This is a genomic window from Winogradskyella psychrotolerans (assembly GCF_018860545.1).
GTDB classification, from domain to species: Bacteria; Bacteroidota; Bacteroidia; order Flavobacteriales; family Flavobacteriaceae; genus Winogradskyella; species Winogradskyella psychrotolerans_A.
Map to the genome: position 1 here is coordinate 337,128 of NZ_JAHKPN010000052.1, position 14,917 is coordinate 352,044.

Annotated in this window: 14 protein-coding genes; 12 read left to right on the forward strand and 2 right to left on the reverse strand. The window is 33.3% G+C overall.

The features are described from left to right. Positions 1-11 precede the first annotated feature (11 nt). Positions 12-1,415 carry a glycogen synthase gene (locus tag KO515_RS17400; RefSeq protein WP_215937608.1) on the reverse strand — a complete coding sequence of 468 codons (1,404 nt, stop codon included), beginning with the start codon at positions 1,413-1,415 and terminating at the stop codon, positions 12-14. 158 nt (positions 1,416-1,573) lie between these two features. On the opposite strand from KO515_RS17400, the gene msrB reads away from it, so the two are divergent. The 11 genes from msrB to KO515_RS17455 all read left to right on the forward strand — a co-directional run bounded on the left by msrB (position 1,574) and on the right by KO515_RS17455 (position 12,838). Continuing rightward, entirely contained in the window at positions 1,574-2,065 is a 492-nt protein-coding gene (gene msrB, locus KO515_RS17405) for a peptide-methionine (R)-S-oxide reductase MsrB (protein WP_215937681.1), read from the forward strand. A gap of 185 nt (positions 2,066-2,250) precedes the next feature. After that, positions 2,251-2,709, forward strand: a complete 459-nt coding sequence (gene smpB, locus KO515_RS17410) for an SsrA-binding protein SmpB (protein WP_215937609.1) — start codon at positions 2,251-2,253, stop codon at positions 2,707-2,709. Between the two features lie 12 nt (positions 2,710-2,721). Continuing rightward, complete coding sequence (locus KO515_RS17415; protein ID WP_215937610.1) at positions 2,722-3,558, forward strand: SH3 domain-containing protein; 837 nt, start codon at positions 2,722-2,724, stop codon at positions 3,556-3,558. Between the two features lie 241 nt (positions 3,559-3,799). After that, a complete protein-coding gene (locus tag KO515_RS17420; protein ID WP_215937611.1) occupies positions 3,800-6,265 on the forward strand; it encodes a DUF5686 and carboxypeptidase regulatory-like domain-containing protein in 2,466 nt (821 codons plus the stop codon). Positions 6,266-6,286: 21 nt separating this feature from the next. After that, the gene (locus KO515_RS17425) at positions 6,287-6,811 is read left to right on the forward strand and encodes a DUF4348 domain-containing protein (RefSeq protein ID WP_215937612.1); all 525 of its coding nucleotides are present in this window, start codon (positions 6,287-6,289) and stop codon (positions 6,809-6,811) included. 31 nt (positions 6,812-6,842) lie between these two features. Continuing rightward, entirely contained in the window at positions 6,843-7,361 is a 519-nt protein-coding gene (locus KO515_RS17430) for a hypothetical protein (protein WP_215937613.1), read from the forward strand. A gap of 198 nt (positions 7,362-7,559) precedes the next feature. After that, a complete protein-coding gene (locus KO515_RS17435) occupies positions 7,560-7,883 on the forward strand; it encodes a hypothetical protein (RefSeq protein ID WP_215937614.1) in 324 nt (107 codons plus the stop codon). 72 nt (positions 7,884-7,955) lie between these two features. Then, positions 7,956-8,969 carry a TQO small subunit DoxD gene (locus tag KO515_RS17440; RefSeq protein WP_215937615.1) on the forward strand — a complete coding sequence of 338 codons (1,014 nt, stop codon included), beginning with the start codon at positions 7,956-7,958 and terminating at the stop codon, positions 8,967-8,969. 146 nt (positions 8,970-9,115) lie between these two features. Continuing rightward, positions 9,116-10,390, forward strand: coding sequence for an alpha/beta hydrolase-fold protein (locus KO515_RS17445; protein ID WP_215937616.1), 1,275 nt, complete (start codon positions 9,116-9,118; stop codon positions 10,388-10,390). 14 nt (positions 10,391-10,404) lie between these two features. Continuing rightward, positions 10,405-12,246 (forward strand): Xaa-Pro dipeptidyl-peptidase, encoded by a 1,842-nt coding sequence (locus tag KO515_RS17450; protein ID WP_215937617.1) that lies wholly within the window; start codon positions 10,405-10,407, stop codon positions 12,244-12,246. A 55-nt stretch (positions 12,247-12,301) separates the two neighbouring features. Further along, entirely contained in the window at positions 12,302-12,838 is a 537-nt protein-coding gene (locus KO515_RS17455) for a hypothetical protein (protein ID WP_215937618.1), read from the forward strand. Between the two features lie 136 nt (positions 12,839-12,974). Here KO515_RS17455 and KO515_RS17460 read toward each other — a convergent pair whose 3' ends face one another. Next, a complete protein-coding gene (locus KO515_RS17460) occupies positions 12,975-13,616 on the reverse strand; it encodes a protein-L-isoaspartate(D-aspartate) O-methyltransferase (RefSeq protein WP_215937619.1) in 642 nt (213 codons plus the stop codon). Between the two features lie 233 nt (positions 13,617-13,849). Between KO515_RS17460 and KO515_RS17465 the strand changes: the two genes are divergently transcribed. Continuing rightward, positions 13,850-14,809 carry a Gfo/Idh/MocA family protein gene (locus KO515_RS17465; RefSeq protein WP_215937620.1) on the forward strand — a complete coding sequence of 320 codons (960 nt, stop codon included), beginning with the start codon at positions 13,850-13,852 and terminating at the stop codon, positions 14,807-14,809. The last annotated feature ends 108 nt before the right edge of the window (positions 14,810-14,917 follow it).

Here is a 14,917-nt window from a genome sequence, read left to right on the forward strand (position 1 = left end):
TATTTAGTTATTTAGTTTATTGAATTATATAAATCGATATAGGCTTTAGCAGAGACTTTCCAAGAGTGATCTATACTCATTATACGCTTTCTATTAGCCTTAAATTCCTTCTGCTGTTTGTAAAACTCTTTTCCTCTGTTTATGGAATACACAATATCTTGTATGGAGACCTCATTATGACAAATACCAAAACCGTGATCACCTATATCTACAACAGTATCTTTTAAACCACCAATGCGTCTTACAACAGGCACTGTACCGTATCTTAGAGAATACATTTGGTTTAATCCACAAGGTTCCACGCGCGATGGCATTAATAGAAAGTCCGCACCTGCATAAATAATGTGTGAAAGTTTTTCGTCATAGCCAATGTACGCGTTGTAATTCCCACTATGTCGTGCTATTAAATCAAATAATTGGTGTTCTGTATCTTTTGACCCAGAACCTAACACAATTACTGATATCTCCTTAGAACGCAATGCGTAATCTAAGGCGTAAGGTAAAAGTTCAGCACCTTTCTCGCCCACTAAACGACCAATAAAAGCAAATAGAGGCTTACTTTCGTCGAGGTTAAACTGAGAACACAGCCAATGTTTATTTCCTTTTTTACCAGATTCTACAGTAGATTTTTTATAGGTCTTTATAATATACTTATCGGTTTCCGGATTCCAAACTTCCGAATCTATACCATTTAAAATACCTACAGCTTTAAAATTTTCATGAGACAACAAGGACTCAAGTCCATTAGCGCTATATTTTAATTCTTCCATATAACTAGGAGAAACTGTAGTTACTCGCCAAGCACACTTTATGGCTGCGGCTAAAGGATTAATTGTGCCATCCCACATTATTAATCCTACTTTTTCAATATTAAATCTTGGTATTTTGTACAAATTATCATAAGCCATCCATCCTTGATATTGCGCATTATGAATGGTGGTAATAATTGGAATTTTATTTAAAGATTCATACTTATAACTTTCCTGCGCCATAAAAGGAATTAAACCTGTGTGATGATCATGGCAATGGATATAGTTCGGTTTTTCTTCCAAAGTTAATATCCAATCTAAAGCAGCTATTTGAAATGCTAAAAAGCGATCGGTATCAAAATCTGTATATACACTTTCTGTGTAAAGTAATTCTCCAATATGAACAAAGAAAATATCAAAATCTAAAACCTGATCTTCAATTTTTAATATGTTGAAATTTAGCTGATGATTCCCTAAACTGACCTCAGCCTCAAAAATTGACGTGAATTTGTGCGACTGGGTAAATTTATTGTTATAAAATGGCATTATTACAGCACTATAGGCACCAATTTCATTTTGATATTTTGGTAAAGCTCCTACGACATCAGCTAACCCACCTACTTTAGCTATTGGATAACATTCTGCACTTATATGAATTATTTTCATTGGTAATTATAAACTAATAGTTGTTGCTGTTAAATTTAACGATAATTAAAATAAATTCAAGCATTATTTTGAAGGTAATTTAAAAATAACATTGACAAAACATTGTAATGAATAACACATCATATCGACTAAAGTCAGAAAGAACAATTTTAAAAATTATGATTTTGAAAAATATAGCATTAGTAACACTTATTAGTTTGTTTTTTAGTTGCAACAGTTCAGCTCAAAAAACAGAAACTAAAACCAAAGAAACCTTTGAAATTACAAAAACTGAAGCGGAATGGAAAGCCCAACTCACAGCAGAACAATATCATGTTTTAAGAGAAGCGGGAACAGAACGACCATTTTCTAGTCCATTAAATAAAAATTACGAGAAAGGTGTTTACCATTGTGCTGCCTGTAATACACCTTTATTTAAAAGTGAACATAAATTTGATTCTGGTACGGGTTGGCCAAGTTTTGATCGTGTAATTGAGGGTAATGTTGCCTTTGGTACAGATACCAAAATTGGTTATACTAGAGACGAAGAACATTGTGCAACTTGTGGAGGTCATTTAGGCCATGTATTCAATGATGGTCCTAAAGAAACCACAGGGAAGCGGCATTGTATTAATGGAGACGCTTTAAAGTTTGTCCCTTCTGAAGGCTAAAATCCATTAAAGAAATTCTGTTTATTTTAGTAATTAAATGTTTCGTTATATAAGTATGGCCTTTTCTCAAAACGGTCTCTGTATAATGGAACATAAAATCATTGTATTCTATTTCTTTCATCTTCTAACTTTTTTGTGTAGTTCTACCTTCAAATTTCTATCTTACTTTGTTATCTTTGACACCCATGCAAAAAACGATTAACATATTAAATAAGAAAGCCAAATTTCAGTACGAGATATCAGATAAATATACGGCTGGAATTGTACTTACCGGAACTGAGATTAAATCCATAAGATCTAGCAAAGCTTCTATTGCTGAAAGTTTTTGTGAATTTAATGACAAAGGGGAATTGTTTGTTATTAATATGACGGTTGAAGAGTACAAATACGGCACCTATTACAACCACAGACCAAAAGCGGAACGTAAACTTTTACTTAACAAAAAAGAGCTTAAAAAGTTGAAAAAAGAAATGGATGTAAAGGGTAATGCTATCATTCCTCTAAAATTATTTCTTAACGACAGAGGTTTGGCTAAACTTATTATTGGATTAGGGAAAGGTAAAAAACTCTACGACAAACGCGAGACCATTAAAGATCGTGATAATAAACGTAATTTAGATCGTATCAAAAAAGATTTCCGATAGTACATATTAGAAATGAACAGGTTTATAATTGTATTTGTTTTAGCGTTAAACTTCAGCTTCGCTCAAGACAGCAACCATTTAGAAATTAATCAAGAGTTTAAAACAGACCAGATTGTTTATTTATTTGGTGATAACGTAAAATTAAGACAATCTCCATCTGTTGACTCTGATGTTGTTAAATTTTTAACCATAGGAGAACCGCTAAGAATTATTGAAAAGAGTTCTGAATCGTTTGTGTATAACGGCATAAACTCGCCATGGTATAAAGTAGAACACAACAACCAACACGGTTATGTTGTAGGTGGTTTAATTTCAATAGTAGAAAAGAAAGCTGATAATGTTCGATTTCTATTTGCTACAGAAATAGTTGAAGAGAAACTATATATTATTACAAGGGCACTTATTAATTCTAAGACTGAATATTTTGAAAACAAATCAGAATTTCTTGGAAGCAATTACGGTTTTAAGATAAACCTCTATAATAATCGCGGTGTTAATAGCATTGATAATATTCTATTTATTAATTACCTCCCAGAATCTTGCGGAGCAAATTCTGGCGGCTACTACCTTTTTCTAGACAGTAACAACCTATACAAAGTCATTGACGTTTTTTCAAGTGCAGATATTGGATTTTGGGAATCAGAGAATTTAATTTTCCCTAATGATCCTAAAGGAGAACAAGACAAAATAATTTATTTTCAGGAACATGGACAATATTCAGAAATGGATAATCTTGAAAATGAACCTACTTGGGAGAAGTCTAGTATAACTAAAGTGAATTTAAAATGGGTTAACAACACGCTTCAACCCAATCCTAAAACCATTACCGAAAATCTCAACAAAGAATAGTCTTCAGCAACACTTTGTGTCTATATCATATCGTTTTTTTGTGATTTTATTTAGTCAAAAACGATAATTTTAAGATTCCTATAACTTTTACATTCTATTTTTAGTCTAAGTTTGATGCAACCTTTTGCAATTTATTTACGTCTTTTATAATAAGTAACACAAGATTTTTTCAACTTTAGGCACAAAATTTGTGAATTGAAGTGAAATTCGATTCAAACATTATTTTCATCAATCACTCTCTATGACTAAAACACTACTCAGCGCCTTCCTTATTTGTATAACTACATTAGTGTCCGCGCAAATCACCGGCAACATTACAGACCATAACAACGAACCACTTCCCTTTGTAAATATCTTAATTGAGAATACGTACAAAGGCACAACAAGTAATGATGATGGTTATTACGAACTTAATATTACCGCGCCACAAACCTATACTATTGTGTATAGCTATTTGGGTTATAAAACGGTAAAAAAGACAGTTACAATCCATAAATTTCCATATCAGTTAGATGTAACGTTAACAGAAGAATCTGTTTCGTTAAACGAAGTACTTATTGATGCAGAAAATGATCCCGCCAATGCTATTATGCGTCAAGCCATTGCACAACGTAAAGCTAATCTTGATAAAATAAACTCTTTTAAAGCCGATTTCTATTCTAGAGGCTTAATTAAAATAAAGGATGCTCCCGAAAAAATAATGGGTCAAGATGTTGGTGATTTAGGTGGTGGCTTAGATTCTACACGAAGTGGAATCATCTATTTATCGGAAACCATTTCTAAAATTCAGTTTCTGAATCCTGATAAGCTTAAAGAAAAAATTACAGCATCAAAAATTAGTGGAGATAGCAACGGCTTTAGCTTTAATAGTGCTTTAGATGTGGACTTTAACTTTTATAATAACACCATTAGTTTTGGCAATGAAATCGTTTCACCTATTGCTAATAATGCTTTTAGTTATTACCGCTACAAGCTTGAAGGTATTTTTTACGACGACAGAGGAAACCTCATAAACAAAGTAAAAGTTTTACCAAAACGAAAAAATGACCCTGTATTTTCTGGCTTCATTTACATTGTAGAAGATCAGTGGGATATTTTTGCTATTGAATTAGATATTACTGGTGTTCAAGCACGAATTCCTATGGTAGATGTCATTGCACTACAGCAGAGCTTTTCGTATTCTGAAGCTGATGATATTTGGGCTCAAATTTCGCAAAGTATTGATTTTAAATATGCCTTATTTGGCATTAAGGGTGAAGGTCGATTTACGGCAGTTTACAGTAATTATGAATTTAATACTGGCCTTACCAGAAAAGATTTTAGTCGCGAAATTGTGGCTTATGAAAAAGAAGCCAACAAGAAAGATTCTATATTTTGGAACGCCATTAGACCCGTGCCTTTAACTGCTGAAGAACGTACCGATTATATAAAAAAAGATAGTATTCAAATTCTACGCGAGTCTAAACCATACTTAGATTCTATAGATGCTGTAAGAAACAAATTTAAACTCAGTAGTATCTTAGGCTATACCTATCAGAATTCTCATAAAGATTATCGCTTAGGTTATGACATTCCATTGCTAGGAGTGCAATTCAATACCGTTCAAGGTTATACGGCTAATGCCAATGTGTTTTACACAAAAAATTATGACGATTTTAAACGCTTTTTTAGAGCTAGTGGAAATATTCAATATGGATTTTCTGATGAACGTTTGCGTGCAACAGGTGCGTTATTGTATAAATTCAACAGTATTAGTAATTCCTTTTTAAGGTTGTCTGGTGGAGTTTCTGCAGAACAGTTTAATCCATCCAATCCTATTTCTCCATTAATCAATTCCGTAAGCACACTCTTTTTTGAAGATAATTACATGAAGCTATATGACAAGAGTTATGTTGCTTTAAATTATTCTGAAGAGCTATTCAACGGCTTCAGATTATATGCAGGTGTAAGTTATGAAAGACGAAAAGCACTTTTCAACACCACAGACCAAACATTCATTAATGAAGAGAACGATGTATATACGAGCAACAATCCAATAGATGAAACTGCTTTTGGCATTGCGCCTTTTCAAACCCATAATATTATAAAAGCGAATATTGATGCCAGAATCAATTTTGGACAAGAATACTTAAGCTATCCTGATGCTAAATACAATGTTGGTAATGACGATTACCCAACCTTGTACTTAGGTTACGAAAAAGGATTTGGCGCCACCAATAGCGATTATAATTTTGATCAAATAAAAGCAAGTCTCATACAATCATTTAACGTAAAAGACAAAGGTCGATTGATGTATAATCTAAAAGCCGGCACCTTTTTTAATGCTGATGATATGGCCTTTATGGATTACCAACATTTTAACGGTAACCAAACGCACATTAGTACTGAAGGGAATTATACCAATGTGTTTAACAATCTAGATTATTATACGGCGAGCACCAATGAGTCGTATTTTGAAGCACATGTAGAACACGATTTTAATGGCTTTTTACTCGGAAAAATGCCATTATTAAATAAGTTGAATTTTAACTTAGTCATTGGCGCACATGTATTAGCCACACCAGATTTTAAACCGTATCAGGAATATTCCGTTGGTGTTGATAATATTGGTTGGGGAAAATGGAGATTCTTAAGAGTTGATTATTTACGTTCGTACCAAAACGGATTTCAGAGCGATGCTATTGTATTTGGTTTGAAATTCTTTTAACTTTATAAGAAATAAAATGCGATGAAAAAATCCCTATTTCTAATTTTTGTTATTTGTATATTTAATTGCGAATCTAAAACAACTAATGAAAGGACTAATTTAAATCACACAATAGATAGTCTTAAAGTAGAACTTTTAAACGCTAATAATATTATAAATTCACTTAAAGGAGAAGCTAACAAAATAATAGAACCTAAATACAATAATGAAAATTTTGATTCTTTCTTTTGGAGTTTTATGACTGACTCCACTTTTCAAATGAACCGAATAAAGTTTCCACTCACTTATATAACATGGAAAGGTGATTTAGGTGGACCTATTGATACTCTATCATTACCTAAAAACAAATGGAAATACAATTCATTTTATATAAATACAGCTAGTGAAAGAACCCAAATATATGATAACTTTGATTTAATTTTACGACCGACAAATGAACGTGTTATTCATTGGTATGGAGTTGAGACAGGAGGTGATTCCAAATACTATTTTGAAGGCAAAAACGGAAAATGGTATTTAGTACAAAAAGAGCAACTTGGTGACTAAACTTATAAATAAGCCAATCTAAAAAATTAATATGAAAACAAAAACCACACTACTTTTATTTCTTATCACAGTAAGTATTTCAGCTCAAGAAAAGATAGATTATTCTAGTAAAGTCGCCACCATAGACAGTACCATAGCGACCTTATACTCCGTAATTTCTGGGAACAAAGGAGAAGCGCGAAATTGGGATCTATTTAAGCATTTATTCAGAGAAGACGCTAAACTTATTCCAATAGGAAAAAAAGATAAAAAAACAACCGTGCGTTACATGTCTACAGAAGATTATATTAAAACTTCCGGCCAATGGTTAGTCGAGAATGGATTTCATGAAATTGAAATAAAACGAGAAACACAAACTTTTGAAGACTTTGCACACGTTTTTAGTACTTACGAATCTTATAAAAGCAAAGACGACGAACAACCGTTTATGCGTGGTATTAATAGTATTCAATTATTTTATGATGGCACGCGTTGGTGGATTATTAATTTATATTGGAAGCAAGAATCTAAAGAAGTTCCTATTCCTAAAGCTTATTTACCTCAACCATAGTTTAAATAGTTTCTTATGTTAGTTCGAGTGAATTTCAAGAGGTACGAATGAAATTTGTATCGAGAACCTTGATACCCTTTTCCCAACAATTAACATATTTTTTAAAATTTCTAAAATTGTAAATAGCATATTTGTGAAGTGAGAATTTCAAACCACATAAAACAGCGAACTTCTATCCTATCCATAATTGGGTTGGTTGTGCTATTGATTTTTTCACCTTGTAAAGTCCGAAATTCTATTCAAGAGGTTTTTAAAACTCCCAAAACAGAAGTTTCAAACAAAAGCATATCGTCTCTAAAAAATGGCAGTTGTGATATTTCTACAGATACAGAAACGATAATTTCAACAGCTAATCAGAGCCTTCAACTTTCGCAAGCTATTTTAATAAAGTACAAGCAATTTAATATTAAAACGGCTTCACTTGCTGATAGACCTATAACACAATATTACAATGCTAGAGCCGAAATTCCGCCTTTAGCTCCTTACTATATTCTCTTTCAAAATAATAAAGCATATCTATAACTAATTTTCTTCACACCTAAGTCTAGCATTCTAGCTAGTAGAAAATTATTACTCACATTATAGATATACAACATGAATTTACATATTAAAAACGATTCGGGTTTCTTAGCCCTTGCAGTCAGAATGGTCATCGGTTGGACGTATTTTTCTGCATTTTTTAGACGCACCATTTTAGTCAACAAATTAGATCCAGAATTACCTGGTTATATTGGAGAAAAATTTAACCACTTCCTCCCCAACGCTTTAGGCATAAAACCTATTATTCAATATTTGGTAGAAAATCCTGATATACTCTATTACAATATGGTAGCATTTACCATCATTGAAGGCATCGTTGGCTTATTCATTATATTCGGATTATTCACCAGATTAATGAGTATTGGAGTCTTTGGCTTGGCCATGGGCATCCTTTTAGGTTCGGGTTGGATTGGCACCACCTGCTTAGATGAATGGCAGATTGGAGTGCTTGGTATTGCTACAGGTTTTGTTTTATTCTTAACAGGAAGCGGACGATTTTCTTTAGATAATTATTTAATGAATAAGAATATCGCTTTCACTAAAAAGAAATGGTTTGCTTGGTTAGGTTCTGGCTTACATCCTATTAAGAATAGCCTATTTGGTAAAGTTGTAATTGTAGGTTCATTTTTTATATTAGGACTAACCCTCTATACTAATCAAGTGTTTCATGGTGGACTTTGGGGAACTTTGCACAACAAATCTGTAAAACCTAAACTTGAAATTACAGAAGGAAAATTGGATAAAAACGGACTTTCTTTTGATGTTTTTAGAGTTGAAGGTGTTGATGTTTATGGAGCTTGGATTATCGGCATAGAACTTAAAGATAAGAACGGCAATGTGGTTACAAACTATACTCAAAATCAGTTGGCCAACTTACCTGAACATGTTATAGAAAATTATTATATAGCAAAAATAAAACCTGGCAAACACAGTTTAATCACACCTTTGGGTGCCAAAGCCAAATTGAAATTCAACACTTCCGAACTTCAGAATTTACCAAGTGGTAATTACACCATAAAAATGACAGATATTAGTGGAGCTAGTTGGGAACACCAAATAACCAAATAGCACAGTTATGAAAACAACTCCTAAAATTATGGCTTTTCGCTATTCGTTTTAGGAGTTTTATTTTCAAAAAACAAATCTCAGATTTAAGTGATGTTTATTTTTAAGTGTTTATTTTTATGGCAATCACTAAATGACACCAAGCTTCCATGCCGAAATTTAAAAATCAAATCCTTATTATCTTAGTTTTGGCTAGTGTTTCATGTATACAACATAAAAAGAAAGATATATTAGAAAAATCATCTACGACTTCAAACTCTGGACTTCAACTAGGTATTATAGATACAATATATTCCAAAATGCTCAACCAAGAGCGAGAACTTATTATCTATATTCCGGAGAGCGCAAAAGACCCTAACAGGAAAAGAAAACAGTATCCCGTAGTTTATTTGTTGGATGGTCGCTATAATTTTGTTCCGTTTGTGGGAATGCTGAAACAGTATAGTGAAATGCATGATACTAAAATCCTACCTGAAATGATTGTAGTAGGCATATCTAATATTAATAATGAAAGCCGAATGATGGATTTCTCTCCAACTACAGCCCGAAAACCAAAACAGTTTGGAGGAGGATCTCAGTTTCTAGAATTTATAAAAACTGAACTATTTCCGTATATAGAGCAAAATTATTCAGGTGCTCAACACCGAACAATTATTGGACACTCATTTGGAGGTTTAGTCGTTATGCATGCGCTAACCAAGCATCCCGAAATGTTTGATAATTATTTATTGATAGATGGCAGTCTTTATTTTGACAATAACCTTTTTCTAAACAATCCAACTTATAGTTTAACGGGAAAGCAACTTCAAAATAAAAATCTTTATATCGCCATTGCGAATACGGCCACTTATGGAAGTCATCTAGAAAGTATAAAAAAAGACACCATTACCGCTAATAAATATGTGCGTCACTCCTTAGACCTTGTGGACCAAATAAATTATTCTGATACGAACTTGAATACGAGTTGGAAATATTATAATAACGATACTCATGGAAGTACGGCATATTTAGCTCAACTAGACGGTTTACGGTTTTTTTATTCTTGGTTTGAATTTAAGGAAGAGCACAAATATCGTAGTAAATTTTTTGTACCCAAAACTAGTGACGACCACTTTGCTAGTTTAACAAAAAAGCATTTTAATAAGGTATCACAAAAATTAGGTTATACGTTTAAACCTGATAAAAATTGGGTTAGTAGTAATGCTAGTATGCTGCTTAACTATCATAAATTACCAAAACAAGCACTTGAAAATTATGAACTAAATATTGGATATTATCCCAATAGACCGGGCGTTTTTAAAGATTTAGCTGACTTTTACTTATTACAAAACGATACTGTTCTTGCAAAAAAATACTATACTAAAACTCTTGAATTGGAAAATAATCCTAATATTCAGAGTATCTTAACAGCACTAGAAAATTAAAAATCCATTGAATTATGATCATCTCACCAAAATCCATTTCAACTTTAATTATTGCGTTGTCAATTTCAATCCTAAGTTGCGCCCAAAACACCACAGAAAAAGCAACACCTATTTTCAAAGATGGAGAAGCTCAAATTGTTGAAGGTTTTAGTGATACTAATAAATGGATTCGACACGATTTATGGGTCGAAACCGAATTTGACACTGATGGTGATGGTAAACCAGACCGCATGCATGTGGCAGTCACACGACCTGAACAAACAGAAACCGAAGGTTTAAAACTACCTATAATCTATGTGACAAGTCCATATTTCGCTGGAGTCGCTGGCGATTTACCAGGAGTCATGTGGGATGTTGAAATAGAATTAGGAGACACAGCAAAAGAACGTGTTCACCCTGAAGTGACCAGAAGAGGGCAACGTCCAATTATTTCCAATTCGCACTTAAGAAAATGGGTCCCTAGAGGTTATATCGTAGTGCATTCTTCATCACCAGGAACAGGTCTTTCTGACGGAGCACCAACTATTGGTGGGCAAAATGAATCCTTAGCTCCAAAAGCAGTTATCGATTGGTTGTGTGGCAGATCAAAAGGCTACACCGAACGAGAAGGAACCGAAGAAGTAGAAGCTTATTGGTCCACAGGAAAAGTGGGAATGACTGGCACATCCTATAACGGAACTTTACCTTTAGCAGCCGCAACCACAGGAGTTGAAGGTTTAGAAGCCATTATTCCTATTGCACCAAACACTTCTTATTATCATTATTACCGTTCTAACGGTTTGGTACGTTCACCAGGTGGTTATTTGGGTGAAGATATCGATGTCCTTTATGATTTTGTACATAGTGGGAAAGAAGAAAACAGGCCATACAATAACGAAACCATTAGAGATACCGAAATGAAAAACGGTATGGATAGAGAAACTGGCGATTATAACGAATTTTGGGAAGGAAGAGATTACCTTAATCAAATGGATAACATGAAAGCTGCTTTATTAATGTCTCATGGTTTTAACGATTGGAATGTCATGCCAGAACACAGCTACCGCATTTATAAAGCCGCAAAAGAAAAGGGACTACCAACTCAGATTTACTATCACCAAAATGGCCATGGTGGACCACCTCCAATGTCTATGATGAATAAATGGTTTACAAAGTATCTTCATGGTATTGACAATGGTGTGGAAAAAGCTGAAAACAATGCTTACATTGTTAGAGAATATGATAACCCACAAGAACCAACAGCTTATAAAGATTATCCAAATCCAGAGGCTTCAGATGTAACCCTTAATCTCACAGCAGGAGGAGTTATGTCTGGAGGATTAACACTTAACAAGGTTACGGCTGCAGGTGAAATGCTTATAGATGACGCCACTATTTCGGGAAGTGAACTTGCTAAAATAGCTTACTCAAAAAACAGATTACTCTATGTGACTGCTAAATTGAAAGAAGACCTTCACATTTCTGGTGTTCCACAAGTCACTATTGCATTAGCCAGCAGTAAACCAGCAGCCAATTTATCGGTTTGGTTGGTCTCGTTACCTTGGCAAGAAGGGAAAGATGTAAAGATTACGGATAACATTATTACACGTGGTTGGGCTGATCCAAAAAACCACAAATCATTAACTAAAGAAGAAGATTTAGTAATTGGAAAAGATTATACGATAACCTTTGATTTACAACCTGATGATCAAATTATAAAAGCAGGACAACAAATTGGCTTAATGATATTTTCAAGCGACAAAGAATTTACATTACATCCAAAGCCAGGGACAGAACTGATGATACATTTAGGAAGTACTAAATTAACATTGCCAATAGTTGGAGGAAAAGATGCTTTTACGAAGGCAACGCATTAGTCTAATTTAAATTTTTAAAAGAGGATTGAGATTTAATAATTATAGCATATATAAAATGAAGAATCACTTAGCCATTTTGCTACTATTAATTTTAGCATTCAGTTGCTCTAAAAATGATTTTGAAGACACTAAACTGTATATAGAATTTGACAAAGAGACATATCAATCCAATGATAACTTTGAATTAACAGTCCGTATTGTACCAATCGAAGCGGAAAAAACCATTAGGCTCTATAAAAATCTAAATAATTTCGAAATTTCATTTTTATCAAAAGCTGAACATCTTGGGTTAACTCAGGAAATAAAAAAACGTTTTATTGAAGGACCTAGTTTAACCGGAGATGATAGTGAATATGTAGATAACTATACCATATCAAAGGAAAAGCCATTTGAAAAAAAAATTTTAGGTACCATTTCTGAAACGGAAAATAAAATAGTGATTGATATACCAGAATTGAAAATAAAGAATAAAATAGACAAAAAATATCTGCTCGATAATCCTAGTATATTAATTATGGGAAACTGCAGAACAGTTTACGGGATTGAAGGTAACCCTTTTGAATCAACAGAAATAAAAATAAAAGTGGAATAGAAAACGTATTACAACATCGTAATGTCTATAACTTTAATTTTTCAACTTTTAAACCGACTTTCAAATCAAGTCTTAATTCTTAATTTTTGATTCTTTATTCTAAAGGCTAAGCACACTAAATTCTTAAAATAAAAACCTAATTCTTATCCTCTAACATTGGTACAAATCTGAAATCACCAAACTCGTGCTTTTCAAATTCTTTTGGACCTTTTCTGATAAACATAGTCATGACCTGCACATCATCTCCAACAGGAATTACGAGACGTCCTCCAATAGCTAATTGACTCAATAAAGGGTTAGGTACATAAGGTGCTCCTGCAGTTACAATAATACTTTGAAATGGTGCTTCATCTGGTAAACCTTTATAACCATCACCAAAAATAAGGCTCTTTGCTCTATATCCAATTTTAGGTAAAAACTTCGAAGTTTTCTTAAAGAGTTCTTGTTGACGCTCAATACTATAAACTTTCGCTCCAAGTTCCAAAAGGACTGCGGTTTGATAACCACTACCAGTTCCAATTTCTAAAACTTTATCACCAGGTTTTACTTGTAATAATTCAGATTGAAAAGCCACGGTATAAGGTTGAGAAATCGTTTGATCTGCAGCAATAGGAAACGCTTTATCTTGGTAAGCATGATCTATAAAACTAGAATCCATAAAGAAATGTCTAGGAATTTTACCAATGGCTTTTAAGACACCTTTATCTTTAATGTCTTTTTTAATCAGTGTATCAACAAGTTTTAGACGCATCCCTTGATGCTTAAATGTATCTTTCAAAGCGTAGTTTAGTTTCCGTAAAAATAGCTCAAAGAAAAGCAAAATCCAACCTCAAAAAGTTCAAATTCTTAAAACAAAATTTCAAATTCTAGTTTATATCTAAGAAACAATCTTTTAAGGGATCAGTATCTGTTTTCCTTCTGAAATATTCACTTATCAATTTCGCAGTATTTTATATTTTCTTTTTTCAATTTCTGAGCGAAAACGACTATTTTTGTTAAAAACAGAAAAACATGCTAAAAGCGGGAGTTCTCGGTGCTGGTCACCTTGGTAAAATTCATTTAAGATTACTTAATCAATCCAATAAATATGACCTGGTCGGTTTTTACGATGCAGATGCTGAAAATGCAAAACGTGTTGTGGAAGAATTTGGCTATACCTATTTTGATTCCATAGATGATTTAATCGATGCTGTAGATATTGTTGATATTGTCACTCCTACCCTTTCCCATTATGATTGTGCGAAACAAGCCATTAAAAAAGGGAAACATATCTTTATAGAAAAGCCAATTACAAATACCGTTGAGGAAGCCGAAACTATTAGAACTTTGGTGGCAGAACACGGAGTAAAAGGTCAGGTTGGGCATGTAGAGCGTTTTAACCCTGCTTTTATTGGAGTGAAAGATCAGATTAAAAACCCGATGTTTATTGAATGTCACAGACTTGCTGAATTTAATCCTCGTGGTACAGATGTGCCAGTGGTTTTAGATTTAATGATTCATGATATAGATATTATTCTTTCGGTGGTTCAATCACCTGTAAAACATATTTCTGCAAGTGGAGTTTCAGTCGTAAGTGAAACACCAGATATTGCGAATGCACGTATAGAATTTAAAAATGGTTGTGTAGCGAATTTAACCGCCAGTAGAATTTCGTTAAAGAATATGCGTAAAACACGTTTCTTTCAAAGAGATGCGTACATCTCAGTCGATTTTTTAGAAAAGAAATGTGAAGTGGTTAAAATGAAAGATGCTCCAGAACAACCTGGTGATTTTGATATGATTCTTCAAAATGCAGAAGGCGTTAAAAAACAAATCTATTTCGACAATCCAGACATTGCCAACAATAATGCTATTCTAGATGAACTCGAAACGTTTGCTGATGCCATCACTAATAACACAAAACCGATTGTAACGTTACATGATGGTACTGAGGCCTTACGTGTAGCCAACATGATTATTAATCAGTTTTAAAATCCAAAAGAGGCCCTTCCCTATCCCTTCCCAGAAGGAAGGAGATACTCGTACGAATCACTCAAACCCTAAAAAGAAATAGTAAATTAGACATAAATTAACATAACA